This window comes from Clostridium sp. UBA1652 (genome assembly GCF_002320975.1).
Taxonomy (GTDB): Bacteria; Bacillota; Clostridia; order Clostridiales; family Clostridiaceae; genus Clostridium_T; species Clostridium_T intestinale.
Map to the genome: position 1 here is coordinate 111,572 of NZ_DCLI01000048.1, position 25,112 is coordinate 136,683.

Here is a 25,112-nt window from a genome sequence, read left to right on the forward strand (position 1 = left end):
CTCCTTCTAACTATATTTCTCATAAATATAGCTTCTAACTAATTTGTCAGTAGATAAAATACCCTCTATAGTTAAATATTCATCTACATAAAATCTATTCATACACTCTTCTATTATTTCTGGAATTTCTAGAAACTTTACTTTTTCTTCTAAAAATAATTCAACTAAAACTTCATTAGCTCCATTTAAAATTGTAGGCATTATGCCACCAATTTTCCCTGCATTAAAAGCTAGTTTAAGGCATTTAAATGTTTCAAAATCAGGTTTTTCAAAACTTAAATTAGCTAAATTCCAAAAATCTAACTCTTTACATATATTACTTTCCCTATTAGGATAGTTTAATGCATACTGTATAGGTAATTTCATATCTGTAGAACTTATTTGAGCAATTACGCTTGCATCTTTAAATTCCACCATAGAATGTACTAAACTTTGAGGATGAACAACAACTTGTATCTTTTCAAACGGTACATTAAATAGCCAATGAGCTTCTATAACCTCTAACCCCTTATTCATTAACGTAGCAGAATCTATAGATATCTTTCTTCCCATACTCCAGTTAGGGTGTTTTAAAGCCTCCCTAAAAGTTACATCTTCTAGTTCTTTAGAAACTTTACCTCTAAAAGGACCCCCAGATGCTGTAAGAAGAATTTTGTTAATATCTTCATACTTTTCTCCATTTAGACATTGGAATATAGCCCCATGCTCTGAATCTACAGGCAATATTTTCACACCATATTTTTTTGCTTCCTCCATAACAATAGCTCCCGCTACAACTAAAGTTTCTTTATTTGCTAGAGCTATATCCTTACCAGCTCGTATAGCTTCTAATGTAGGTTCAAGACCTATCATACCAACTACAGATGTCAAAACGACATCAATTTCACTTAAAGATGCTATTTTTTTAAGTCCATCTATTCCCTTTAAGAGTATAACTTCTTTATTGTTATCTTTAATATAATTTTCGAATTTATTGTAAGCATCATCTTCTTCTAATACAATATATTTAGGTTTAAATTCCTCTAATATTTCTATCATTTTTTCAAAGTTTTTAAATGCAGATGCAGCTACAAGCTCCATAGTTTCTTTATGAAATCTAATTACGTCTAAAGCTTGCGTTCCTACGGACCCAGTAACCCCTAATATCGATATTTTTTTCATATTTTGCCTCCTATATTTGCCTTTCTAAAAAGTCAATCATATTCTTATTATATCAAAAATGTTCCAATTTAAAAGAAAAATAAAAAAGCTTGCAGTTAAAACACTGCAAACTTAAACTACAATCTTATTATAAATGTTAAATAATAAAATACAACTGTTGCTGAAAAAAGTATGGAGTCGAATCTATCTAAAATCCCTCCATGACCTGGAATTAAATTAGAATAATCCTTAATTCCTACATATCTTTTAACTGAAGATGCTACTAAGTCTCCAAATTGAGAGAAAACTCCACAAAATGCTCCTATAAGAAAGTAGTGATATATAGCAATGCCAGGTACATAGCTACTTATAAAATATCCAAATATCCCACAAAATATAGTAGCTCCTAAAAGTCCGCCTACTGATCCCTCAATGGTTTTTTTAGGGCTGACTTTAGGATTAAGTTTATGTTTTCCTAAGTATCTTCCAGCATAATAAGCAGTAGTATCACACATCCATGAACCTATAAATATGAGCCAAACTAAATATTTACCTCCATAACTTTGATTTACAAGGTATATGAAAGAAAATAGTACACAAACGTACATAAAACCTAAAAGAGTTAAGGCCACATCTATAAAGGTTATTTCTAAGTTTATTACTGGTATACACAATAATATAAAAGCAGCTAAGATAAGCATATACATTAAAATCAAAAAATCATTATTAAACATATAATATGCTACTAAAAGTACATATCCTGCTATGCTTATAGGTTTATAATTTTTGGATTTAAGTGCTTTATAAAATTCATGTAGTCCCATTATAGATAACAAAAGTATTAGGTATTTTAAATAATCCCCCCCTAGATAAACAAATATTACACAAGGTGCAATTATTAACGCTCCTAAATACCTATTATTCGATTTCATAAGGATACCTCCACTATTTGATTCCCCCATATCTTCTATCTCGGTTCTGATAATCAAAAATAGCTCTATGTAAATCTTCCTCTGTAAAATCTGGCCAATTTATGTTAGAATACCAGAACTCAGAATATGCACATTGCCACAATAGAAAATTACTTAGCCTTTGTTCTCCAGAGGGTCTTATTACTAAATCTGGATCAGGCATTTTTTTAGTATAAAGATAATTTGAAAAAAGATTTTCATCTAAAGAATATTTAGATATTTTTTTATCTTCTATGTCTTCAATTATATCCTTAACAGCTGAAATAATTTCATCTCTACCGCCATAGTTAAGTGCAAGATTCATTACAACACCAGAATTATTTTTGGTTTTTTCATAAGCTGAAACCAATTCATCCCTACATGGCTTTGGTAACTTAGTTATGTCCCCAATATGATTTATTACCACTCCATTACTATTTAATTCTTCGAACTCATTTTTCAAATACTCTACAAGCAGGTTCATAAGTGCACCAACTTCATCCTTAGGTCTCTTCCAATTCTCTGTTGAGAATGCATATAAAGTTAGGTATTTTACTCCAATTTTATCACATTCTTTTATTATTTTTCTTATGGTTTCAACCCCTGCTCTATGTCCAAAAGTTCTAGGCAAACCTTTAGCCTTTGCCCATCTACCGTTACCATCCATTATAATTGCAATATGCTTAGGAATTCTATTATAATTTATATTTACATCATTAGGTTTATTATCTTTTTTACCTTTTAGCCACTTAAACATTTACTATTCCTCCATAATGAATATGGTAAAAAAACCTGCTAGAAAGCAGGCTTTATATTGACATTATCTCTTTCTCTTTGTCCGCTATAATCTTATCTATTTCTTTAACATAGCTATCTGTTACCTTTTGGATATCATCTTCTGCTTTTTTGAATTCATCTTCTGATATATCTCCATCTTTCTTTAAAGACTTAAATTTATCATTCCCATCTCTTCTTATTGATCTTATAGCTACCTTAGAATCTTCTCCAGCCTTCTTAACATTCTTAACTAGATTTCTTCTAGTTTCTTCAGTTAATTCAGGAACTAATAATCTTATTACAGAACCATCATTAGATGGATTTATTCCCAAATCTGATTTTAATATAGCTTTTTCTATATCTTTTAGTAAAGTTTTTTCCCAAGGTGTTATCATAAGAAGTCTTGGTTCTGGAGCAGAAACACTAGCCACCTGACTTAATGGACACATACTTCCGTAATAGTCAACTTCAATTCTGTCTAACATAGTTGGATTAGCTCTTCCAGCCTTCATTGTTGAAAGATCAGATTTTAATACCTTAATAGATTTACTCATTTTTTCTTCAGCAGACTTAATAACATCTTTTATCATAAAGAGAACCTCCTTTATTATTTACAAACCATAGTTCCTATTTCTTCACCCATTATAGCCTTTTTAATGTTTCCAGGCTCATCTAAAGCAAATACTAAAATAGGAATATTATTATCCATACATAATGAAGTTGCAGTCGAATCCATAACTTGAAGACCCTGCTCTAAAACTTGTATGTAAGATAGAGAATCATATTTCTTAGCATCTGAATATTTATGCGGATCTTTATCATAAACCCCATCAACCTTCTTAGCTAATAGTATAACTTCCGCTTCTATTTCAGCAGCTCTTAATGCAGCTGTTGTATCAGTAGAAAAATATGGATTTCCAGTACCTGCAGCAAAAATAACTACTCTACCTTTTTCTAAATGTCTCATAGCTCTTCTTCTAATAAAAGGTTCAGCCACTTCCTTCATTTCTATAGCAGTTTGAACTCTTGTCATAACCCCTAAACCTTCTAAGGAATCTTGTAATGCTAAAGCATTTATGCATGTTGCTAACATACCCATATAATCCGCTGTAGTTCTGTCCATATCAGATCCATCTCTGCCTCTCCATATGTTTCCGCCACCAACAACAGCGCCTACTTCAACACCCATTTCTACTAATTCTTTTATTTCCATAGCTATTCTTTGTGCAACATTAAAATCTATACCAAATCCATTAGCTCCTGCTAAAGCTTCACCTGATAATTTTAACATTACCCTTTTAAATTTACATTTAGACATTAGTTAACCTCCATATCTTTCAAGTTATTTTTAAAAAAAGAGAACACTTTGTGTTCTCTTTTAAATTATTTTGCACCGATTTGTCTTGCAACTTCTTCAGCAAAGTTTTCTTCTTTCTTTTCTATACCTTCTCCTCTTTCAAACCTTACAAATTTGTTTATTGTAATTGGAGAACCTACTTCTTTAGATTTTTCTTGAAGATGTTTAGTTATTGACTTATCTCCATCTTTAACCCAAGCTTGCTCTAAAAGACACACTTCTTTATAATATTTTTGAATTCTTCCCATAACCATTTTTTCAACTATATTTTCTGGTTTGCCTTCGTTTAAAGCTTGAACTCTATATATTTCTTTTTCTTTATCTAAAGCTTCGTTATCAACATCATCTTTGCTTAAGAATGATGGATTTGCAGCTGCAACTTGCATACAAACATCTTTAGCAACTTCAGCAAGAACTGGAGAAGCTGTATCACATGCTAATTCAACTACAACTCCTATTCTTCCGCCACCATGTATGTAGCTTTGAACTACTCCATTTTCAACTGCAAATTTTTCAAATCTTCTTACTGTCATATTTTCGCCTAATTTAGCTATTAAAGCTGTTAACGCTTCTTGAACAGTTTGAGTTTCATTGAATTTTTCAGCAACAAAGTTTTCTATATCTTTAGCTGTGCTAGTTGAAGCCATTTCTGCTAATTTTCCAGCAAAACCTACAAATTCTTCATTAGCTGCAACGAAATCCGTTTCACAATTTAATTCAACTATACCAGCAACTTTTTGATCTTCTGATATATAAGTTTTAACTACACCTTCTGCTGCAACTCTGTCAGCTTTTTTAGCTGCTGCTGCCAATCCTTTTTCTCTTAATACTTCTATAGCCTTTTCCATATCTCCGTTAGTTTCAGTTAAGGCTTTTTTGCAGTCCATCATCCCTGCACCAGTTTTCTCTCTTAATTCTTTAACTGATTGAGCAGTAATCATTATTATTCCTCCTTAATATCATTAAGGTAAAAGGTAAATGGAATATATCCACCTACCCTTTACTAAAATTATTCAGTTACTTGTTCACCTTGTCTTGATTCAATTATTGCATCTGAAAGTCTAGCAGTTATTAATTTAACTGCTCTTATAGCATCATCATTACCAGGAATTACATAGTCAACTTCATCTGGATCACAGTTTGTGTCAACAATAGCTACAACTGGAATACCAAGAATTTTAGCTTCAGATATAGCATTTTTTTCTTTTCTTGGGTCTACAACAAACATAGCACCTACGTTGCTAACATTTAAGTTTCTTATTCCGCCTAAATTTTTAACTAATTTTTCTTTTTCATTCTTTAGGTTTGTAACTTCTTTTTTAGGAAGAACTTCGAATATTCCCTCTTCTTCCATTTTTTCTAATTCTGTTAATCTTGCTATTCTAGTTTTGATTGTGTTGAAGTTAGTTAGCATTCCACCTAACCATCTATTGTTAACGAAGTGCATGTTTGATCTAACAGCTTCTTCTTGTATAGCTTCTTGAGCTTGTTTCTTAGTACCAACGAAAAGAATATCTTTTCCTTCTTCAGAAACGCTTTTAACAAACTGATAAGCTTCTTCAACCTTTTTAACTGTTTTTTGAAGATCTATTATATATATTCCATTTCTTTCTGTGAATATATATGGAGCCATCTTAGGGTTCCATCTTCTTGTTTGATGTCCGAAATGAACACCTGCTTCTAATAATTGTTTCATAGAAATTACTGACATTTTGTTACCTCCTTATGGTTAAGCCCTCCATTATCTTCATCCATTGTAGATCTTCCTTTTATAAAGGCACCACTCTACAAATAAGATAATGTGTGTATTTCTTACCTCTGATAGTATATCACAGTGTTTTTTATCATTCAATATACTTTTTTAATTATTTACATATTTTTTAATAAAATAATCATAATTTTACTTTTGAAACATAAAAAGAAGGCCAAAAGCCTTCTTTCATCTATTTTATCTTCTTTAATTCGTCTAATAGCTTGTCATTTAAAATTTTAATATGGGTTCCCTTCATACCTAAAGACCTTGACTCTATTACCCCTGCACTTTCAAATTTTCTTAATGCATTTACTATAACAGATCTTGTTATGCCAACCTTGTCCGCAATTTTCGATGCAACTAGAAGTCCTTCACTACCTTTTAATTCATCAAAGATGTGTTCTACAGCTTCTAATTCTGAATAAGAAAGGGTACCAATTGCAAGTTGAACTACAGCTTTTTTTCTTGCCTCTGCTTCTAATTCAACTTGCTTACCTCTTAACATTTCAATTCCTACAATAGTAGCAGAATATTCTGCTAAAACTAAGTCATCATCAGTAAATGGCTTACCAAATCTAGCTAGTAATAAAGTTCCTAATCTTTCTCTATTGCCTATTATAGGCACTATAGTAGATATTTTGTTATCCATATCGCATTTAATTTCACCTTCAAAAACGCAAGCTCCTCTATTATAAAGATTTGAAAGTGATTCTTGTACATTTAGTAGTTTATTGTTGTATTCTTCTGGAAATTTTTTATCCTCAAGAACCTTCTTTTTCATTATTTCGCATTCAAATCCACTAGCGAATGTATGTCCTAACATTTTTCCTCTTCTGCTAACAATATAAACATTGCATTCTAAAACGTCACTTAATAACTCACATATGTCTTCAAATGCTACTGGTTCAGTACCTGATTTTTGTAAAATCTTATTAAGTTTTCTTGTCTTAGAAAGTAGTGTAGACATAAAACTCCTCCTCATGTATCCATATTCATTATCCATAATTCATTTAACTATAAAATATTCTAAAATTTTTGAATTTTTAAAATTTTTGAAATTTTTAAAAAAGTTCTACATCAATTAATATATCATAGGATTTTTTTATTTTCAACACTCTTTTTCTATTTTCGACAAATCATTCTTTTTCTTCACTCTTTACAGGAACTTTATTTTTACATTCTCCATTAGTACATTCCAAGTATTTACCTTTAGCTTTTGAGAATCTATATACCATAAATGAACCACATTTATCGCACTTCTCTTTAGCTGGTTCATGCCAACTTACAAAATCGCATTCTGGGTAGTTAGAACAGCCATAGAATTTATTACCTTTTTTACTTCTTTTAAGTAATACCTTCCCCCCACATTTAGGGCAAGGTGCATCAACTTCATGTACTATAGGTTTTGTATTTTGGCACTCCGGATAACCAGGACAAGCTAAAAAGTCACCAAATCTACCATGCTTAATAACCATCATTCTTCCACATTTATCACATGGTACATCAGACACCTTATCTTCTAAAACTATTTTAGACATTTCACTTTCAGCTTTCTCAAGGGATGTCTTTAATGGAGTAAAAAACTCGCCAACAATCTTAGTCCAGTTTTCTGTTCCCTCTTCTACAGAATCTAGCTTAAGTTCCATTTCAGCTGTAAAATCTGTATCAACTATTTCTTTAAAATATTCAGACATTATATTATTAACAATAAAACCCAATTCCGTAGGCACTAATTGTTTTTTATCTCTTACAACATAGTTTCTACTACTAGTTAAGGTTGATATAGTTGGAACATAGGTACTTGGTCTTCCTATACCCTTTTCCTCTAGTAATTTAACAAAAGATGCTTCAGTATATCTACTAGGCGGCTGAGTAAAATGCTGTTTTGGAGTTAATGAATCTTCCGCTAAAACTTCATCCTTCTCTAACTCTGGAAGTAATACATCTTGATTTTCTTCTTCTGTACTATACTCATATATCTTCATAAATCCTTCAAACTTAACTATTGAGCCTGTTGCTCTTAATTTATAATCACCATTAGTTATAGTTATGGTATTAGTATTTAATAAACAAGAACTCATTTGGCTTGCTACAAATCTCTTCCATATTAAACTATAAAGTTTATAGGCATCATTTGTAAGATTTTCTTTCGCTATTTCAGGAGTAATTTCTATATATGTTGGTCTTATAGCTTCATGAGCATCTTGGATATTTTTTTTACCTTTATACACTCTAGGTTTATCTGGAGTATATTTTTCTCCGTAAGCTCCTTTTATAAAATCTAAAGCTTTTTCCTGAGCTTCACTTGATATTCTAACAGAATCTGTTCTCATATAGGTAATTAAACCTATAGTTCCATGACCCTTTATCTCAACGCCTTCATAAAGCTGCTGAGCTATCATCATAGTTTTCTTTGTCATATAGTTTAATTTTTTATTGGCATCTTGCTGCAAAGTGGAAGTTGTAAAAGGCGGTAGTGGATTTTTTTGTTTATCTGCTTTTTTAACATCCTTTACAACATAATTTCCAGATTTTAAATCTTTAATTACCTTATCAGCTTCATCTTCAGTATTTATTTCTAATTTTTTATTCTTATATTGAACAAGATTTACAGGAAACTTCTTTTTATCTTTTATTAATTTACATTCTACTGTCCAATATTCTTTAGGTACAAATGCCTTTATCTCTTCTTCTCTATCACAAATTAATTTTAGTGCAGCAGACTGAACCCTTCCTGCACTTAAACCCCATTTAATATTCTTCCAAAGTATAGGGCTTATTTCATATCCCACAAGTCTATCTAAAATTCTTCTTGCTTGCTGAGCATCTACTAAATTTTGATTTATTTCTCTTGATTTCTTTATTGAGCCTTTAACAGCTTCTTTTGTTATCTCATTAAACTCAATTCTACATTTTTCAGTAGTAGGTATCTTTAATATGTGAGCTAAATGCCAAGAAATAGCTTCACCTTCCCTATCAGGGTCAGTTGCCAAATATACTTTATCACTTTTTTTGGCTAACTTCTTTAATTTATCTAAAAGATCACCTTTACCTCTTATTGTTATATACTTAGGAGAAAATTCATTATCTACATCAACTCCTAATTGACTCTTTGGTAAGTCACGTAAATGTCCCATTGATGCTTCAACGATATAATTTTTTCCCAAATACTTTCCTATGGTTTTGGCTTTAGCTGGCGACTCAACTATTACTAAATTTTGTCCCATTTCTCACTCCTAAATTAGGAGTCTTCACCCCCTTATAAATCAACTAATCCTTGCATAATAGTTTCCTGATAAACTAATAATTTCATTTTCAAGTTGCAATTCAAATAATATACCATAAATTAGAGAAATGTCAATATTACATCTTCTAATTAAATCATTAATATGTATTGGATTCACTCCTATTTCTTTTAGTACTACCCCTTTTTCACCTGAAAAATTCTTACTTGAAGGATCTTTTGATGTTATATTTAGCTCCTTTAATACATCTTGCACTTCATATAATGGATTAGCTCCATCTATTATTAGTCTATTTGAACCTCTAGCCTGAGGGTTTATAGGGTTTCCTGGAGATACAAATATTGTTTTGCCAAGATCTAAAGCGTATCCAGTAGTTATTAAGCTTCCACTTCTTTCAGCCGCTTCTGTAACAATTAATATTTCACATAAGGCAGCAATTATTCTATTTCTTCTTGGAAAATTATAAGAAGCTGGTTTCTCATACGGTAAAAACTCTGATATAATTACTCCATTTTTTATAATATCATTATATAATTTGTAGTTTGATTTTGGATAGACTACATTTATACCACATCCAAGCACTGCACATGTAACACCATTACCTCTTAAAGCCCCTCTATGTGCTGCTGTATCTATTCCATACGCTCCCCCGCTTATTACCATGACTCCATTTTCAACTAACTCTTTTGATATATGTTCTGTTAACTGAGTTCCTTGCAAAGTGGCCTTTCTTGAACCAACTATAGATACTTTCTTATGAGACTTAATTTTAGAGATATCCCCTTTATAAAAAAGTACATATGGAGGCTCATAAACATGATATAATTCATCCATATAATCTTCATCTCTATAAAATACAGCACCAATATTATTATTGTGCATAATATCTAATAGTTTTTCAACTTCTTCATCATTGACTCTTTTTATTCTGTCAGAATAATCTTCTTTTATATAATTTGATTTAGATATTTTATAAAGATTATAAATTTCCTCTTCATTATTATATCTGTCTTTTAAAAATCTTTTACAACTCTCAGGCACATTTGAGATAGCCATCCAGATTTTATAAAACATTTCTTCTCTTTTCATATTTATATCACCTCACCATCTATAAATTTTCTATAACTTAATGCCTCATATATATGACTAGCTTTTAATGCTTCTTCTCCATTTAAATCTGCTATAGTTCTTGATATTTTAAGTATTTTATAATATCCCCTCATTGATAAATTAAATTTATCATATATTGACTCTAATTTATCTAAAGCCTCAGTATCAACGTTAAAAAGTCTCATTATATCCTTACTTTTTACATTAGCATTATGTTTAACTTTTTCATTTTGGTATCTTATAGTTTGTATCTCTGTAGCTGATTTTATATTTTTTATTATCTTTTTACTTAAAGCCTTCTGATTTTTAATATTTCTCTTACTTATATCAACTCGAGGAACATAAGTAAATATGTCTATTCTATCTAGTATTGGTTTAGATAATTTACTTAAATATCTCTTTTTTTCTAAATCAGAACACATGCAATCCTTACTAAAGCTTAAGTTCCAACCACAGGGACATGGATTAAAGGCAGTTATTAACATAAAATTAGCTGGAAGTTTAACATTGTTATTTAGTCTACTTATCTGAACTTCTCTATTTTCAAGAGGTTCTCTCAGTTGGTTTATGCACTCTTTATTAAACTGCAAAAATTCATCTAAAAATAAGACACCATTATGAGCTAATGTTACTTCTCCAACTTTCCCTATACCTCCACCTATAAGGGTTGCTGAAGTGCAGGAATGGTGAGGATTTCTAAATGGTCTTCTCACATTTTTAAACATCTCTTCTGATAGATCTGTTGTACTATATATTTTGAATATTTCAGCCGCCTCTTCATAGGACATTTCTGGTAGAATATTAGCTATTTTATTAGCTATTAAGGTTTTTCCTGCTCCTGGAGGTCCATAAAAAGATATATTATGAAAACCTGCTGCGGCAATTTCTGCTGCCCTAAGCACACTTTCCTGACCTATTATCTCACTTAAATCTTCTGAAGAGACTTTATTAATTTTGAAGGGTATTTTTTCAGAAGGAAGCTGATCTTTGTAAGTTAAATAATTTATTACACCTTTTAATTCATCAAAATCAAATATATCTCCCTTGTAGAAGAAACTGCTTTGATAAGAGTTTTCTCTTGGAATAATAAATTTATTAAATCCGCCATCTATTCCTGCCTCTAATATAGGAAATAATCCCTTTATCTCTTTTATGTCACCACTTAAGCTAAGTTCCCCTGCTATTATATACTCTTCAACCTGCTCTGCTTCAATTTGTCCACTTGAAATAAGTATGCCTATGCTCATAGGTAAGTCTAATAAAGAACCTATCTTCTTTAAGTTAGCAGGTGCTAGGTTTATTACTATTCTTCCTAGTGGAAACTTAAACCCCGAATTAACAATAGCTGCCCTAATTCTTTCTTTAGATTCTTTTATAGATTGATCCGCTAAACCTACTATGGTAAAAGAAGGCAAGCCTTTGAATATTTCTACCTCTACCTTTATAACAAAACCATTTAAATTATTTATTGTGGCACTATTTATAATTACCGCCATAAAACCACCTCTAAACTTTAATACTAATATTTTTCTACATTATTAACTTAAAAATATTTTTTTAGTCAATAATTTTAAAGGAGGTATAAAATTATGATAAATAAAAAATCTTTAGGAAATTACGGTGAGGATTTAGCTTGTGAATTTCTCATTAAGAAAGGCTATATAATATTAGAAAGAAATTTCAACTGTAGACTGGGAGAATTAGATATAATTTGTATGTATAGAGGACTTCTTGTTTTTATAGAGGTAAAATGTAGATATTCATTAAATTATGGTGTTGGAATTGAATCCATAAATTCTACAAAAGTTAAAAGAATTATATCATCCTCAAAGTTCTATATTCACCTTAAAAGTTTATACGACCTAAATGTTCGTTACGATATTATAAATATAGACTTAAATCTAGAAGAAAATAAAAAAAACATCCAACATTATGAGGATGCTTTTAGACTTTAATTAAGTATTTAATATATTTCTCAGGAAACTCATTCTGTGTATGTCACAAGGACCATGGGTTTTAATTGCTTCAACATGTTTAGGTGTCCCATAACCTGCATTTTCATCAAAATTGTATACAGGATATTTTTTATGGTATTCTTCCATAAGATTATCTCTATACACTTTAGCAATTATTGATGCACAAGCTATTGACGCACTTTTTGTATCCCCTTTTATAACCGCTTGATTTTTTATCTTTATTCCCTTAATCGGATATCCATCTGATAATATTAATTTTGGCTTTATTTTAAGATTATCACAAGCGTCTATGAATATCTTATTGTTGCAGACACCAATTCCTATATTATCTATCTGTTGATTTGTACATAAAGCTATTGAATAGGCAAGGGCTTTTTCCTTTATTTTTTCAGATAACTCTACTCTCTTTTCATGTGAAAGCTGCTTAGAATCTTTTATTTCTAATAACAAATTTTCAGTAGAGGCGTTTAAATCTAAAATCACAGCACAAGATACTATGGGACCTGCTAAAGGACCCCTTCCTACCTCGTCAACTCCTGCAACATACTTATAATCTCCAAACCCTTTATCAAAAGAATACATTCCTTGTACTCTTTTTATTTCCACTATGTGGTTTTCACATCTTTTTAGAAGTCTACTTCCTAAAGAAGATACATTTTTTCTTTTGGCCTTTATAAGAGCCTCCATAAGAAACTTAAATTCTTCATTATTATAATAATCTTTAATTGATATATCTTTTAATGAATCATTTATACTTTTATATGGAAGTTTATCTAAATCTTCATTAAATAAAAACATTTTTACTCCTTTAAGGTAACTCTAAAGTTATATTACCTATTTTTCCACCTCTAAATTCATCTAATAATATTACAGAAATTCTATTGTAATTTATTTCTCCACCTGAGATTATACATCCTCTTTTTCTAGCTATCATATCCATATTTTCTAGAGGGGTTTCTTGTAGATTCTCAAGCTTATATCTTAGTTTTAGATTTTCAGGATAGTTAGTTTGAAGTCTTTCTATTAATTTAAGTGCAAGTTCTTCAATATCCATAATTTCATCTTTTATAGCTCCAGTAAAAGCTAAATTTAAAGCAACTTCTTCATCCTCAAACTTAGGCCATAAAACTCCTGGTGTATCCATAAGTTCTACCCCAATAGATGTTTTAATCCATTGTTTACTTTTTGTTACCCCTGGTCTATCACCTGTTTTAGCTATATTATTTTTTGCCATTTTATTAATAAATGTAGATTTTCCAACGTTAGGAATTCCAACAACCATTACTCTTGTAGTAATTTTTACTAAACCCTTAGCTCTTAATCTAGCGTGTTTTTCTTTTAGAAGTTCATCTAAAGCAGGTTTTATTGATCGTATCCCTTCGCCTTTCAAAGAATTTAAGGCAATTGCTTTTGTATTTCCTTTGGATAAAAATTCAATCCATTTTTTAGTTAACTGAACATCTGTTAAATCACTTTTATTAAGTATTATTAATCTAGGTTTATCTTTACATAAAACATCTATATCTGGATTGGCAGAAGCTCTAGGTATTCTGGCATCTCTTATTTCAACTACTACATCTACAAGTTTTAAATTTTCTTTTATTTCTCTTTTTGTCTTTACCATATGCCCTGGGAACCAATTTATAGCCATGATATCATCTCCTTTTTGTTAAAATCTATCTTTTATGTTTTAATATTAAAATGTATCTTCTTTAGTATTATCTAAACTCATTAAATTCTCTTATATTCTTAAGAATATAAGAAGATATATTTTTAGCTATATAACTATATAACTATATATAGTGTTCATGCGGGTTTAGACCATTTATTCATAATTCACAATTATTTTCATGAATATTTTAAATTCTTTTTATAAATAAAAAAATGGAACTCTAAAGCCCCATTTTTAAGTTCAATTATTTCTTTATTAACTCTTTAACTTTAGCAGCTTTACCCACTCTGTCTCTTAAGTAGTAAAGTTTCGCTCTTCTTACTTTACCGTATCTTACGATTTCAACTTTTTCTATGATTGGGGAGTTAATTGGGAAAGTTCTTTCAACTCCAACTCCATAAGCTAATCTTCTTACTGTGAAAGTTTCTCTAGTTCCACCGTTTTGTTTCTTTATAACAGTTCCTTCGAATACTTGTATTCTTTCTCTGTTACCTTCTTTAACTTTTACGTGAACTTTTACAGTATCACCTATACTGAAGTTTGGTAAATCACTTCTTAATTGTTCTTGTTCTATTAATCTAATTATTTCGTTCATGTGCATTCCCTCCTAAATATTAATTTGACGTTCTTAACAAATTATTTTGCCAGAGGACCGCCCGTACTAGCACAACGATAATTGTAACATATGAAAATACAATGTGCAACATAATTTTACAATCAGTTTTCTTTTAAAAGTTTTATATCCTCTTTTGATAAAGTTATTTTTTTAAACATATCTGCTCTTCGCTCTTTGGTTATTATTAAAGACTGCTTTCTTCTCCATTTTCGAATGTTTTCATGATGTCCTGATATTAATACGTCAGGTACCTTTTTTCCTTCAAATACTTCTGGTCTAGTATATTGAGGATACTCTAATAATCCATCATAAAAAGACTCCTCTTGATAACTTTCCTCTTTTCCAAGAACTCCTGGAATAAGTCTTACTATGCTATCTACAATAGGAATACAAGCCATTTCTCCACCAGTTAAAACAAAATCTCCAAGGGATATTTCCATATCTATATAATCATAGACTCTCTCATCTATCCCCTCATAATGTCCACATAAGAAAATAAGTTCACTCTCTTTTGATAACTCTTTAGCTAGGCTTTGATTAAATGTTTTTCCTTTTGGTCCTAAAAAAATCACTTTACCATTATTGCTTTTTTTTGTTTCTATTATGGAAGATACTATTGGTTGAGGTGCCATAACCATTCCAGCACCTCCACCATAAGGATAGTCATCAACTTTTTTATGTTTGTTTAAGCTATAATCTCTAATATTTATTGGCTTTATAGATAATATTTCTTTCTCTTGAGCCTTACCTATTATAGAGTGATTAAAGATATTAAACATATCAGGAAATAAAGTTAATATATTAATCTTCATCTTGCCATTCCTTCACAGGTTTAATGACTATCTTTTTATCTTCTACATTAATGTCTAATACTATTTCCTTAAGCACAGGAATTAATAATTCTTTTATCCCCTTAACCCAATAAACATCGTTACTTCCTGTTTTTATTACATCATAAACCTCACCTAATGGAGTTTCATCTGTATCAAATACAGAACAGCCTATTAAATCTGCTATAAAATAAGTATCCTTAGGTAGTTTAACAGCATCTTCTCTAGATACCTTAAGATACTTCCCTTTAAGTCTAATAGCGTCATCCATAGTATCTACGCCTTCAAGCTTCAATATAACACGATCTTTTTGGAATTTATAACTAATTATTTGTACATCTTTGTTATCTATAATAACTTTTTTTAGTTTTTTAAATCTCATAGGATCATCAGTTAATGGGAATACCTTAACTTCTCCCTTAACCCCATGAGTATTTACTATTTGACCAACATTTAAAAATTGTTCCAAGGATATTCCTCCTTAATTAAAAATAAAGAGCTAGGCCAATACCTAACTCTTATTAAATAATTTCTACTACTACTCTTTTGTTTTCTTTAACTGCTGCTGCTTTTACAACTGTTCTTATTGCTTTGGCTATTCTTCCTTGTTTTCCTATAACTTTACCCATGTCTTCTGGGGCAACCTTAAGTTCAAGGATAAGGGATTGCTCACCGGCAACCTCCTTAACTTCAACAGCATCTGGATTGTCAACTAAAGACTTGGCGATAATTTCTACTAAATCTTTCATATTGACTGCTAGGGATATCCTTAGCAGAGTTCACCTCCCAGATATTATTTGTTAATTCCTGCTTTAACGAATAACTTTTTAACTATATCAGTTGGTTGAGCACCATTACCTAACCATGCAGCTGCTTTATCAGCATCAATTTTGATTTCTGCTTCTGGTTTAGCTACTGGATTGTAGTATCCTATTTCTTCGATGAATCTACCATCTCTTGGACTTCTTGAGTCTGCAACTACTACTCTATAGAAAGGAGCTTTTTTTGCACCCATTCTTCTTAGTCTTATTTTTACTGCCATGCTTTTCACCTCCTTTAAAAGTTAAGGTATACTATTTCAAAAAGGGAAGATTTCCAAATAGTCCATTTTTGCCTTTTTTACCTTTTTTCATATTTTGAGTTAAACCCTTAAATTGCTTCATTTGTTTTCTCATAGCTTCGAAACCTTTAAGAAGTTTATTAAGTTCTTGTATGCTTGTTCCTGAACCATTTGCTATTCTCTTCTTTCTAGATGAAGAAGATGAAACAAGCTGTGGATTTTTTCTTTCTTTTGATGTCATGGATTGAATTATAGCCTTAGATCTAGCCATTTGCTTTTCTCCAGCTTCCAAATCAACTCCTTCAAGTTGTTTAGAATTCATTCCAGGTATCATTTCTAAAACTTTATTTATAGGACCTAACTTATTCATTTGTTCCATTGCCATTAAGTAATCTTCAAAGTTAAAGTCCGAAGTTAACATTTTCTTTGATAAAGCTTCTGCATCTTCAGTGTCTATAGCTGCTTGAGCTTTTTCTATAAGAGATAATACATCTCCCATTCCTAATATTCTTGATGCCATTCTGTCTGGATAGAATACTTCTAAGTCGCTCATTTTTTCCCCAACACCAACAAATTTAATTGGTTTTTGAGTCATACTTCTTATAGAAAGTGCAGCTCCACCTCTTGTGTCACCATCAAGTTTTGTTAAAATAACTCCTGATATGTCTAAAGAGTTATTAAAGGTTTCAGCTACATTTACTGCATCCTGTCCTGTCATAGAGTCTACTACTAATAATATTTCATTAGGTTTTACCCCTGACTTTATATCTTGTAGTTCTTCCATAAGAGTTTCATCTATATGAAGTCTACCAGCTGTATCTATTATAACTATATTATTACCATTTTCTCTTGCGCTCTTTATACCAGCTTTAGCTATGTCTACAGGACTTATCTTGTCTCCCATAGTAAACACTGGAATATCTATGCTTTTACCTACAACCTCAAGTTGTTTTATAGCTGCTGGTCTATAAACATCACAAGCTACTAATAGAGGTTTTTTATTTTTCTTTCTTAAGGATAAAGCTAACTTACCACACATGGTAGTTTTACCTGCCCCTTGAAGTCCTACAAGCATAATAACTGTTGGACCTGCATCAGCATAAGATATCTTGCTTTCAGCTGTACCCATTAGTTCTGTTAATTCATCATTAACTATTTTTATCACTTGTTGTCCTGGGGTTAAACTTCCTAAAACTTCTTCTCCAACACATTTTTCACTAACTTTTGATATAAAAGATTTTACTACCTTAAAGTTAACATCTGCTTCTAATAGAGCAAGCTTAACTTCTCTCATGGCTTCTTTTATATCTTTTTCATTTAATTTTCCTTTTCCTCTTAGCTTTTTTAAAGCGTCTTGCAACTTTTCTGATAAACCTTCAAAAGCCATGACAAACCTCCTATAGACTATTTATATTCTCAAAAATTTTACCCATATAATCTATGATTTCATCTGATGCATTAAATTTCTCTTTTAGATCTTTTATAGCATCTTTAGTTATGTTAATTCTTGAATTATTTTTACTCATCAATTGAAGCTTTTTCTCATATTCCAATAAAATTTTATAACATCTTTTTATTAAATCATGAGTAGCCTGCCTTGAGGTTTCATTTATCTCAGATATCTCCGAAAGAGAAAAGTCTTCATTATAATAAAGATCCATTATATTCTTCTGCTTTGGAGTCAATAAATTGCCGTAGTGATCTAGCAGAATAGAAACTTCAAATCTGTCTTCCATATAACCACCTTACCTACCTAAATGATAATAACAGATAAAAATAATGGTGTCAAGTATTTTTACTTAACACCATAAAATTTAAAATAAAGCTTCAACAAAACCTTCAGCATCAAACTCTTGAAGGTCGTCAATCCCTTCACCTACACCAATATACCTCACTGGTACGTTTAAATGTTGTTTAATAGAAATTACAACTCCACCTTTAGCTGTTCCATCTAATTTAGTTAATATTATGCCATCAATAGGGCATACCTCTTTAAATTGTTTAGCCTGAATAACAGCATTTTGACCTGTGGTTGCATCTAATACTAAAAGAGTTTCCCTTTCAGTATCTCCCATTTCTCTATCTATAACTCTGTTTATCTTTTCAAGCTCATTCATAAGATTTTTTTTGTTATGAAGTCTTCCAGCTGTATCTATTAATAATCTATTTACTTTTCTAGATTTCGCAGCTTGTAGAGCATCATATACAACTGCTGCTGGGTCAGATCCTTCTTGATGTTTAACAATCTCAACCCCTGATCTTTTGCTCCATATTTCTAACTGGTCTATAGCTGCTGCTCTAAAAGTATCTGCTGCTGCTAATAAAACCTTTTGTCCTTCATTTTTCATTTTAGATGAAAGTTTTCCAATAGAAGTAGTTTTTCCTACTCCATTTACACCTATAATTAAAATTATTTTATTATCAGGTTCTTTTTTATCTTCAACATCCTTAAGAAGCATATCTCTAATAACTTCTTTAAGAGCTGGTCTAACCATCTGTGGATCTGCAATTTTTTCTTTTCTTATTTTTGCTCTTAGCTCTTCTATAATATCCATTGTAGTTTCCATACCTATATCTGAAGTAATTAGTATCTCTTCTAATTCCTCATATAAATCTTCATCAATGGTTACAGCCAGGTTTAATACCTCATTTATTTTATCTGTAAAATTATCTCTTGTTTTACTTAATCCTTGTTTTAGTTTGTCAAAAATTCCTCCAAACACTGTGGATCCTCCTATCTGCCTTGTAAATTTACTGAAACTATTTTAGATATTCCTTTTTCCTCCATAGTAACCCCATACATTATGTCTGATGCTTCCATAGTACCCTTTCTATGAGTAACTACTATAAATTGAATGTTTTCAGAGAACTTTCTTAAAAATTCTGCATATCTATATACATTTGCATCATCTAAAGCCGCCTCTATTTCATCTAATATACAAAATGGAGTTGGTTTCATCTTAAGTATACCAAATAATAATGCGATTGCTGATAAAACTTTCTCTCCACCAGACATAAGATTTATATTTTGAACTTTTTTTCCTGGGGGCTGAACGTTAATTTCTATATTTGAAGTTAATTCATCACCTTCTCCAAGTATAAGTTCTGCACTTCCACCTTTAAATAATTCTCTAAAGGTTTCACTAAAATATCCATTTAATATCTTAAAGTTCTCTATAAATACTTCTTTCATTTTTGAGGTCATATCACTTATAACTTCTAATAAGTCTTCTTTTGCTTTTTCTAAATCTTCTTTTTGACTACTCATAAAAGTATATTTTTCTTTAACTTCTTTATATTCTTCAATAGCACCAACATTAACAACCCCAAGAGCTGTAATTTGACTTTTCAATGTTGTTATTTCTCTTTTATGGTCAACTTCGTTTATAACATCATTAGCTTTTTCAAAAGCTTCTGCATAAGTTAATGAAAACTCCTCATTTAATCTGTTATAATAATTTTCTTTTTCTATATCATATTTAGCTTTACCCATCTCTAATTTATGATATTCATTTTCTGATTTTTGAAGAATTTGATTTAATTCATCAACTTCAGTTTGTACCTTGTTCATATTTTCTTTTATAGAAATTCTTTTGATTTCACTTTGCTTCCATATTTCTTCAAACTTTTCTACTAAAGACCTTAAGTTCTCTATTTCTTTAGCGTTTTTTTCTATATCTTCATTAGATATTTTTTTAGTAGCTATCCCATTTTTTATAGAGGTTTCTATTTCACTTATTCTATTTATACAGGAATTTTGTTCTTCTTCTAACCTATTTAATTCTCTAAGTTTACCTGATATAAATTCTTCTAAAGAAGCCTTTTTTATTCTATTATCAGTTATTTTATCACGATTTTCAGTTATTGAAGCCTTTGCATCTTTTAAGTTTTCTTCAATTGATTTTATTAAAACCTTATTATCTTCCTTACTTTCAGAAGTTTTAATAATAATCTCTTTTATAACTTTAAAATTATCATTTAGTTCTAACTGTTCTTTAATTAATCCCTCATATTTAACTTCTATATCTTCTATTGAACTTTTTAATTTTAGTTCTTCATTTTGAATGTTTTTAATTTCATTTTGAAGTTTTGCAATTTCTATATTATTAAAATGAATTTGATCTCTTTTATTTAAATTATCCTCATCTAGTTTTTTAAGATTCTCTCTTAATGAAATCAGTTCAGTTTTAAGCTTTTCTGATTCCTCTTCTAAAGATGCATATTTTATCTTTAACTCTTCAAGTTCTCTTTTTCTGCTTATTATAGAACTATTTTTCCCACCATAGTTTCCACCTGTTAATGCTCCACCTGGATTAACAATTTCTCCAGTTAAGGTAACTATCTTATAAGAGTAGGCGGTTTCCTTTGCAACCCTTAAGGCTCCATCCATAGTATCTGTTATTATAGTTCTTCCTAAAGAATAATTAATAGCATTATCGTACTTTTTATCATAACTAATTAAGTCAGAAGCTAATCCAATATAGCCTTGAATTTTAGTTATTTTTTCGTTTATTGAAGCCTTTTTTCCCTTTATTATGGACAAAGGTAAAAAGGTGGCTCTTCCTAGTTTGTTATCCTTCAAATAATTAATTAATCTCTTTGCTATAACTTCATCTTCAGTAATAATATTAGAAATGGTTCCTCCTAAGGCAATTTCAATGGCTGTTTCTAAATTTTTAGGAACAGAAATAATTTCACCAAGGATTACACACTTATCGCTTAAATTCCCAATACTACCTTTAGACATATGCTCCATAAGAAGCTTTACAGATTTATTATATCCTTCAAAATGCTTTTCTAAATTATTAAGCATTTTATAAGTTGCATCAGTTCTATTTATCTCTATGTTTATTTCTCTATACTTTTTTTCATTTGCATTTAAATTTCCTTGAAGTTTTGTCATAGAGTTTTTATTTTGTAGTATTTCTTTATCTAAAATTTCTGTTTTTTCCTTAAACTTTTCTACTTTTTCATTTATCATTAGTCGAGTAGAATAATTAATAGCTATCGAACTATTTAAATTTTCTTTATCTGTTTTAAGGTTAACTATCCTTTCCTTAATTGTTTCAATAGAATTCTCTATTATATTACTTTCTTTTTCTAGTTCTGCAACTTTTTTATAGGTATCAATTTCCTGTTGTTTTAAATTATTTACCTTATCTTCTTCTTTAGATATTTCTTCTAAAAAAACGTTTGTTTCTTTATCTAAATTCTTTATAACTTCTTCTATTTTTGATATATTTTCTTTTTCCTTACTTATCTCTTCTAAAAGTACAGCCTTACTTTTTTTAAGTTCTTCACTTTTTTCTAAAAGACTTATCTTTTCTTTATTATTATTTTCTATAAGTTCTTCTATGTTTGTAATTCTTTCTTTTAAAATCCCAATTTCTGAATTAAGTTCCCCTATTTTCTCTTTTCCTTGAAAATACTCAATTCTTTCTTGATTTGTTTGACTATCTATCTTCTCAATTTCATTTTGATAAATATTTAATTTACTTCTTTTATCTTTTATTTCTTCTCTTAAAGAATTATTTTTCATTTCTATATCATATATATTTTCAGCATATACTTTTATATTTTTTTCTATGTTATTTATATGATATATGAGTAAGTCAATTTCTTTTTCCTTTAGTGAATTTGAAAAATCAATAAACTTTTCAGCCTTTATACATTCTATCTCTAAAGGCTCTATACGTTCCTCATAAGTAGATATTATGTCATTAATTCTAATTAAATTCTCATCTGTATTAGCTAATTTTTTTTCTGATTCATCTCTTCTAGATTTAAACTTAACAATACCAGCTGCCTCTTCAAGTAAAGATCTTCTCTCATCAGCTTTACCACTTAAGATTGCATCAATCTTACCTTGTCCAATTAAAGAATACCCTTCTTTACCTATACCAGTATCCATAAATAAAGTAGTTATATCCTTTAACCTGCATTGAGAGTTATTAATAAGATACTCACTCTCTCCAGATCTATATATTCTTCTTGTAATAGTTACATCTGAATAGTCTAAAGGTAATTCCTTATCATAATTATCTAAAGTTAAAGATACTTGTGCTACTCCTACAGGTTTTCTATAATGGGTTCCTGCAAAAATAACATCCTCCATCTTACCGCCTCTTAAGGTTTTAATACTTTGCTCACCTAAAACCCATCTAACAGCATCAGAAATATTACTTTTACCACTCCCATTAGGGCCAACAACAGCAGTAACCCCTTTATCAAATTTTAATTCTGTTTTGTCTGCAAAGGATTTAAATCCTCTTATTTCTAACGACTTTAAAAACATATAGCACTCCTTACCTTAAAACCATTGGAAGTAAACCAATTAAGAAAGTAATAATAATAAAAATAACTAATATATATTGAGCTTTTTCTCTAGTTTTCTTTTTCATTATAAACACTCCATTCTTTAATAAGTTTAAATTAATCTAATAAAAAAGTAAATATTAAACAATAGTATTTAAGCCCTTTGGCTAACCATAGGGCTTAAATTTCTAAATTTGTACCTTTCTACGTTTGTAAATTTCTAAATTTCTAAATTTCTAAAAGTTCATTAAATTTCTGAGCTTTAATAAAAAGGGTTCCCCTTTTTATATTTTCATTAACAGTTACATTTATATTTTTAAATTCTTTTTTCATTTCATTGAAATATGTTTTTTTATTTGAATAAAGTTTAGATAAATCTCTTGGATTTATTTCTATAGTTATATCCGATCCCATTTCATGCTTCTTAGAAATCAGCTTATCTTTTATCATCTTGCTTTCTACAAGCTCTCTAAAGGCTGGATGGAATGGACCTGCTATCATATCTTTTCCCTCAGTAATATTATCGGTAGGTTGTAGACCTATTCTTATAACTTGAACATTATTATTTTTATAATGTTCATAAACTTTTCCTATTACTTCAACAGCATCCTCTAAAGAATATGGTTTATAGATCCCTCTATTATACATAAGCTCCATAGGAGTATCTTTTATAACTAAGGCTGGATATATTCTTGCAATATCAGGTTTCATCTCTGTGGATTTCAAAACAGATTTAATATCCTTTTTAAAAGTATCATGAGGTAAACCTATCATAAGTTGATGCCCTAAAGTAAATCCATATTCCTTTATTAATTTAGAGGCTTTTTCAACATCACAAACATCATGACCTCTTCCGGAATATTTTAAAACCTCTTCATCTAATGATTGAACTCCTAGTTCAATAATATCTACTTCGTACTCTTTTAAGTAATCTAATATGTATGTGCTTATATAATCAGGTCTTGTACTTAATCTAATATATTTTATGTAACCTTTATCCTTATAACCCTTAGCTACACTAAGAAGTTCTTTTTGCTTCTCCTCTTTTATAGCTGTAAAAGTTCCTCCAAAAAAAGATACTTCAACTGTTGAGTTTTTATAATCTATAGTTGTTAGATATTCATCTATTATAGAAACAGCAGTTTCTCTAGTAACTTGTTCTTCCTTACCTGTTATCTTTGACTGATTACAAAACACACAATCATGAGGACAACCTTCGTGAGGAACAAATAGTGGGATTATATAATGTTTTTTACTCATGGTCATCCCCCAAAACACTTAAAGCATGTTTAGCTGCATTTTGCTCTGCCTCTTTTTTTGAATAACCCTCACCATACCCCATGTCTTCACTATTAATAAGAACCTTAGTGAAGAATTTTCTCCTGTGAGGAGGCCCTTCAAATTTTATAAGATCATAACTTATATCAATTTCACCCTGTTTTTGAAGAAGTTCTTGCAACTTTGTTTTAAAATCTAAAACAATTTCATTTTTAATAGCCTTTTCTATTATATCGTTAAAATTATTAAGAATGAATTCTTTAGCAAATTCTATTCCCTTATCTAGATATATAGCAGCTATTACCGCCTCTACACAGTCTGCTTGCAATGCTGTTCTTTCTCTTCCGCCAGTCATCTCTTCCCCTTTACTCATCTTGATAAAGTTTGAAAGACCTAAACTTTGTGCTACTTGAAATAAAGAATTTTCGCATACAATTAAACTTCTGATTTTCGTTAACTCACCTTCACTTTTGTCTTTGAACTTTTTATACAAATATTCAGTAATAGTTAGCTGTAAAACAGCATCTCCTAAAAACTCCAGTCTTTCGTTGTGTTCAAAATTCTTATACTGGTGAGCGTAAGAAGAATGGGTAAATGCTGTGTCTATAAGCCTCTTGTTTTCAAAAACAATTCCATTTCTAACTTCAAAGTCTCTTATATTCATAAATATCTCTCCTTGAAGTTTATTCTTCAATTTGCTGAATTAACAAATTCAAGAATAAACTAGATTAAAATTAAAATCCCGCCATAGCGGGATATTGTTTATTCTTCAGTTTGTGATTTAATATAATCTACTACATCACCAACAGTTACAAACTTTTCTGCTTCTTCGTCTGGTATTTCCATTTCAAGCTCATCTTCTAATGCCATAATTAGCTCAACTATATCAAGTGAATCTGCACCTAAGTCTTCTATAAATGATGATTCTTTTGTTATATCGTCTCCATTAACACTTAGCTTATCAGCTATAATTTCTTTAACTTTATCAAACACCATAAATATCACCTCCACTTCTGTCTATTTAGATAATATT

The 25,112-nt window shown here is 30.1% G+C and carries 27 protein-coding genes; 1 reads left to right on the plus strand and 26 read right to left on the minus strand.

What is annotated here, in order from left to right; all coding sequences use genetic code 11:
* Window positions 1–6 precede the first annotated feature (6 nt).
* From B3N22_RS08755 to B3N22_RS08805, 11 genes are all read right to left on the minus strand, one after another.
* Window positions 7–1,161, minus strand: coding sequence for a 1-deoxy-D-xylulose-5-phosphate reductoisomerase (locus B3N22_RS08755; protein ID WP_286906355.1), 1,155 nt, complete (start codon window positions 1,159–1,161; stop codon window positions 7–9).
* 116 nt (window positions 1,162–1,277) lie between these two features.
* Window positions 1,278–2,072 (minus strand): phosphatidate cytidylyltransferase, encoded by a 795-nt coding sequence (locus B3N22_RS08760; RefSeq protein ID WP_286906357.1) that lies wholly within the window; start codon window positions 2,070–2,072, stop codon window positions 1,278–1,280.
* Window positions 2,073–2,085: 13 nt separating this feature from the next.
* Entirely contained in the window at window positions 2,086–2,847 is a 762-nt protein-coding gene (locus B3N22_RS08765; RefSeq protein ID WP_286906359.1) for an isoprenyl transferase, read from the minus strand.
* A gap of 52 nt (window positions 2,848–2,899) precedes the next feature.
* A complete protein-coding gene (frr, locus tag B3N22_RS08770; RefSeq protein ID WP_073015976.1) occupies window positions 2,900–3,457 on the minus strand; it encodes a ribosome recycling factor in 558 nt (185 codons plus the stop codon).
* A 17-nt stretch (window positions 3,458–3,474) separates the two neighbouring features.
* Window positions 3,475–4,185: a UMP kinase gene (gene pyrH, locus B3N22_RS08775; RefSeq protein WP_073015975.1), complete on the minus strand. Its 711-nt coding sequence runs from the start codon at window positions 4,183–4,185 to the stop codon at window positions 3,475–3,477.
* A gap of 65 nt (window positions 4,186–4,250) precedes the next feature.
* On the minus strand, window positions 4,251–5,165 hold the full coding sequence (gene tsf / locus B3N22_RS08780; RefSeq protein ID WP_073015974.1) for a translation elongation factor Ts: 915 nt from the start codon (window positions 5,163–5,165) through the stop codon (window positions 4,251–4,253).
* Between the two features lie 68 nt (window positions 5,166–5,233).
* Window positions 5,234–5,935, minus strand: coding sequence for a 30S ribosomal protein S2 (rpsB, locus tag B3N22_RS08785; RefSeq protein ID WP_073015973.1), 702 nt, complete (start codon window positions 5,933–5,935; stop codon window positions 5,234–5,236).
* 232 nt (window positions 5,936–6,167) lie between these two features.
* On the minus strand, window positions 6,168–6,944 hold the full coding sequence (gene codY, locus B3N22_RS08790; RefSeq protein ID WP_286906364.1) for a GTP-sensing pleiotropic transcriptional regulator CodY: 777 nt from the start codon (window positions 6,942–6,944) through the stop codon (window positions 6,168–6,170).
* Window positions 6,945–7,113: 169 nt separating this feature from the next.
* Window positions 7,114–9,204, minus strand: a complete 2,091-nt coding sequence (gene topA, locus B3N22_RS08795) for a type I DNA topoisomerase (RefSeq protein WP_286906366.1) — start codon at window positions 9,202–9,204, stop codon at window positions 7,114–7,116.
* Between the two features lie 39 nt (window positions 9,205–9,243).
* On the minus strand, window positions 9,244–10,311 hold the full coding sequence (gene dprA / locus B3N22_RS08800) for a DNA-processing protein DprA (protein ID WP_286906368.1): 1,068 nt from the start codon (window positions 10,309–10,311) through the stop codon (window positions 9,244–9,246).
* Between the two features lie 2 nt (window positions 10,312–10,313).
* Complete coding sequence (locus B3N22_RS08805; RefSeq protein WP_286906370.1) at window positions 10,314–11,828, minus strand: YifB family Mg chelatase-like AAA ATPase; 1,515 nt, start codon at window positions 11,826–11,828, stop codon at window positions 10,314–10,316.
* A gap of 93 nt (window positions 11,829–11,921) precedes the next feature.
* Between B3N22_RS08805 and B3N22_RS08810 the strand changes: the two genes are divergently transcribed.
* Complete coding sequence (locus tag B3N22_RS08810; protein ID WP_073015969.1) at window positions 11,922–12,287, plus strand: YraN family protein; 366 nt, start codon at window positions 11,922–11,924, stop codon at window positions 12,285–12,287.
* Here B3N22_RS08810 and B3N22_RS08815 read toward each other — a convergent pair whose 3' ends face one another.
* The 15 genes from B3N22_RS08815 to acpP form a co-directional block, all read right to left on the minus strand.
* Window positions 12,288–13,106 (minus strand): ribonuclease HII, encoded by an 819-nt coding sequence (locus tag B3N22_RS08815; RefSeq protein WP_286906374.1) that lies wholly within the window; start codon window positions 13,104–13,106, stop codon window positions 12,288–12,290.
* A gap of 10 nt (window positions 13,107–13,116) precedes the next feature.
* Window positions 13,117–13,959, minus strand: coding sequence for a ribosome biogenesis GTPase YlqF (gene ylqF / locus B3N22_RS08820; RefSeq protein WP_021802121.1), 843 nt, complete (start codon window positions 13,957–13,959; stop codon window positions 13,117–13,119).
* Between the two features lie 265 nt (window positions 13,960–14,224).
* Window positions 14,225–14,575 (minus strand): 50S ribosomal protein L19, encoded by a 351-nt coding sequence (rplS, locus tag B3N22_RS08825; protein ID WP_021802122.1) that lies wholly within the window; start codon window positions 14,573–14,575, stop codon window positions 14,225–14,227.
* 122 nt (window positions 14,576–14,697) lie between these two features.
* Window positions 14,698–15,408 (minus strand): tRNA (guanosine(37)-N1)-methyltransferase TrmD, encoded by a 711-nt coding sequence (trmD, locus tag B3N22_RS08830; RefSeq protein WP_073015967.1) that lies wholly within the window; start codon window positions 15,406–15,408, stop codon window positions 14,698–14,700.
* The gene (gene rimM / locus B3N22_RS08835; RefSeq protein WP_286906378.1) at window positions 15,398–15,895 is read right to left on the minus strand and encodes a ribosome maturation factor RimM; all 498 of its coding nucleotides are present in this window, start codon (window positions 15,893–15,895) and stop codon (window positions 15,398–15,400) included. Before rimM ends, trmD begins: the two co-directional genes overlap by 11 nt.
* Before the next feature lie 52 nt (window positions 15,896–15,947).
* Window positions 15,948–16,175, minus strand: coding sequence for a KH domain-containing protein (locus B3N22_RS08840; RefSeq protein ID WP_021802125.1), 228 nt, complete (start codon window positions 16,173–16,175; stop codon window positions 15,948–15,950).
* Window positions 16,176–16,219: 44 nt separating this feature from the next.
* The gene (rpsP, locus tag B3N22_RS08845; protein WP_021802126.1) at window positions 16,220–16,468 is read right to left on the minus strand and encodes a 30S ribosomal protein S16; all 249 of its coding nucleotides are present in this window, start codon (window positions 16,466–16,468) and stop codon (window positions 16,220–16,222) included.
* Between the two features lie 31 nt (window positions 16,469–16,499).
* Window positions 16,500–17,873 carry a signal recognition particle protein gene (gene ffh / locus B3N22_RS08850; protein WP_073015965.1) on the minus strand — a complete coding sequence of 458 codons (1,374 nt, stop codon included), beginning with the start codon at window positions 17,871–17,873 and terminating at the stop codon, window positions 16,500–16,502.
* Between the two features lie 10 nt (window positions 17,874–17,883).
* A complete protein-coding gene (locus tag B3N22_RS08855) occupies window positions 17,884–18,222 on the minus strand; it encodes a putative DNA-binding protein (RefSeq protein WP_073015964.1) in 339 nt (112 codons plus the stop codon).
* Between the two features lie 78 nt (window positions 18,223–18,300).
* Window positions 18,301–19,209, minus strand: a complete 909-nt coding sequence (gene ftsY, locus B3N22_RS08860) for a signal recognition particle-docking protein FtsY (protein ID WP_286906382.1) — start codon at window positions 19,207–19,209, stop codon at window positions 18,301–18,303.
* Window positions 19,210–19,220: 11 nt separating this feature from the next.
* Window positions 19,221–22,781: a chromosome segregation protein SMC gene (smc, locus tag B3N22_RS08865; RefSeq protein WP_286906384.1), complete on the minus strand. Its 3,561-nt coding sequence runs from the start codon at window positions 22,779–22,781 to the stop codon at window positions 19,221–19,223.
* A gap of 10 nt (window positions 22,782–22,791) precedes the next feature.
* Window positions 22,792–22,887, minus strand: a complete 96-nt coding sequence (locus tag B3N22_RS08870; RefSeq protein ID WP_197283172.1) for a DUF4044 domain-containing protein — start codon at window positions 22,885–22,887, stop codon at window positions 22,792–22,794.
* A 142-nt stretch (window positions 22,888–23,029) separates the two neighbouring features.
* Window positions 23,030–24,061 (minus strand): elongator complex protein 3, encoded by a 1,032-nt coding sequence (locus B3N22_RS08875; protein WP_286906386.1) that lies wholly within the window; start codon window positions 24,059–24,061, stop codon window positions 23,030–23,032.
* Entirely contained in the window at window positions 24,054–24,743 is a 690-nt protein-coding gene (gene rnc, locus B3N22_RS08880; RefSeq protein ID WP_286906387.1) for a ribonuclease III, read from the minus strand. Before rnc ends, B3N22_RS08875 begins: the two co-directional genes overlap by 8 nt.
* A 98-nt stretch (window positions 24,744–24,841) precedes the next feature.
* Complete coding sequence (gene acpP / locus B3N22_RS08885; RefSeq protein WP_021802133.1) at window positions 24,842–25,075, minus strand: acyl carrier protein; 234 nt, start codon at window positions 25,073–25,075, stop codon at window positions 24,842–24,844.
* Window positions 25,076–25,112: the final 37 nt, after the last annotated feature.

What these genes read in the sequence shown, in the direction of transcription:
- B3N22_RS08855 (WP_073015964.1), bottom strand. Translation starts at nt 18,222, where the DNA reads ATGGAAGACAGATTTGAAGTTTCTATTCTGCTAGATCACTACGGCAAT.
- rpsB (WP_073015973.1), bottom strand. Translation starts at nt 5,935, where the DNA reads ATGTCAGTAATTTCTATGAAACAATTATTAGAAGCAGGTGTTCATTTC.
- B3N22_RS08840 (WP_021802125.1), bottom strand. Translation starts at nt 16,175, where the DNA reads ATGAAAGATTTAGTAGAAATTATCGCCAAGTCTTTAGTTGACAATCCA.
- topA (WP_286906366.1), bottom strand. Translation starts at nt 9,204, where the DNA reads ATGGGACAAAATTTAGTAATAGTTGAGTCGCCAGCTAAAGCCAAAACC.
- trmD (WP_073015967.1), bottom strand. Translation starts at nt 15,408, where the DNA reads ATGAAGATTAATATATTAACTTTATTTCCTGATATGTTTAATATCTTT.
- B3N22_RS08875 (WP_286906386.1), bottom strand. Translation starts at nt 24,061, where the DNA reads ATGAGTAAAAAACATTATATAATCCCACTATTTGTTCCTCACGAAGGT.
- B3N22_RS08870 (WP_197283172.1), bottom strand. Translation starts at nt 22,887, where the DNA reads ATGAAAAAGAAAACTAGAGAAAAAGCTCAATATATATTAGTTATTTTT.
- B3N22_RS08810 (WP_073015969.1), top strand. Translation starts at nt 11,922, where the DNA reads ATGATAAATAAAAAATCTTTAGGAAATTACGGTGAGGATTTAGCTTGT.
- acpP (WP_021802133.1), bottom strand. Translation starts at nt 25,075, where the DNA reads ATGGTGTTTGATAAAGTTAAAGAAATTATAGCTGATAAGCTAAGTGTT.
- tsf (WP_073015974.1), bottom strand. Translation starts at nt 5,165, where the DNA reads ATGATTACTGCTCAATCAGTTAAAGAATTAAGAGAGAAAACTGGTGCA.
- B3N22_RS08760 (WP_286906357.1), bottom strand. Translation starts at nt 2,072, where the DNA reads ATGAAATCGAATAATAGGTATTTAGGAGCGTTAATAATTGCACCTTGT.
- ylqF (WP_021802121.1), bottom strand. Translation starts at nt 13,959, where the DNA reads ATGGCTATAAATTGGTTCCCAGGGCATATGGTAAAGACAAAAAGAGAA.
- codY (WP_286906364.1), bottom strand. Translation starts at nt 6,944, where the DNA reads ATGTCTACACTACTTTCTAAGACAAGAAAACTTAATAAGATTTTACAA.
- ffh (WP_073015965.1), bottom strand. Translation starts at nt 17,873, where the DNA reads ATGGCTTTTGAAGGTTTATCAGAAAAGTTGCAAGACGCTTTAAAAAAG.
- B3N22_RS08765 (WP_286906359.1), bottom strand. Translation starts at nt 2,847, where the DNA reads ATGTTTAAGTGGCTAAAAGGTAAAAAAGATAATAAACCTAATGATGTA.
- rnc (WP_286906387.1), bottom strand. Translation starts at nt 24,743, where the DNA reads ATGAATATAAGAGACTTTGAAGTTAGAAATGGAATTGTTTTTGAAAAC.
- B3N22_RS08815 (WP_286906374.1), bottom strand. Translation starts at nt 13,106, where the DNA reads ATGTTTTTATTTAATGAAGATTTAGATAAACTTCCATATAAAAGTATA.
- smc (WP_286906384.1), bottom strand. Translation starts at nt 22,781, where the DNA reads ATGTTTTTAAAGTCGTTAGAAATAAGAGGATTTAAATCCTTTGCAGAC.
- rplS (WP_021802122.1), bottom strand. Translation starts at nt 14,575, where the DNA reads ATGAACGAAATAATTAGATTAATAGAACAAGAACAATTAAGAAGTGAT.
- frr (WP_073015976.1), bottom strand. Translation starts at nt 3,457, where the DNA reads ATGATAAAAGATGTTATTAAGTCTGCTGAAGAAAAAATGAGTAAATCT.
- pyrH (WP_073015975.1), bottom strand. Translation starts at nt 4,185, where the DNA reads ATGTCTAAATGTAAATTTAAAAGGGTAATGTTAAAATTATCAGGTGAA.
- rpsP (WP_021802126.1), bottom strand. Translation starts at nt 16,468, where the DNA reads ATGGCAGTAAAAATAAGACTAAGAAGAATGGGTGCAAAAAAAGCTCCT.
- B3N22_RS08805 (WP_286906370.1), bottom strand. Translation starts at nt 11,828, where the DNA reads ATGGCGGTAATTATAAATAGTGCCACAATAAATAATTTAAATGGTTTT.
- B3N22_RS08755 (WP_286906355.1), bottom strand. Translation starts at nt 1,161, where the DNA reads ATGAAAAAAATATCGATATTAGGGGTTACTGGGTCCGTAGGAACGCAA.
- dprA (WP_286906368.1), bottom strand. Translation starts at nt 10,311, where the DNA reads ATGAAAAGAGAAGAAATGTTTTATAAAATCTGGATGGCTATCTCAAAT.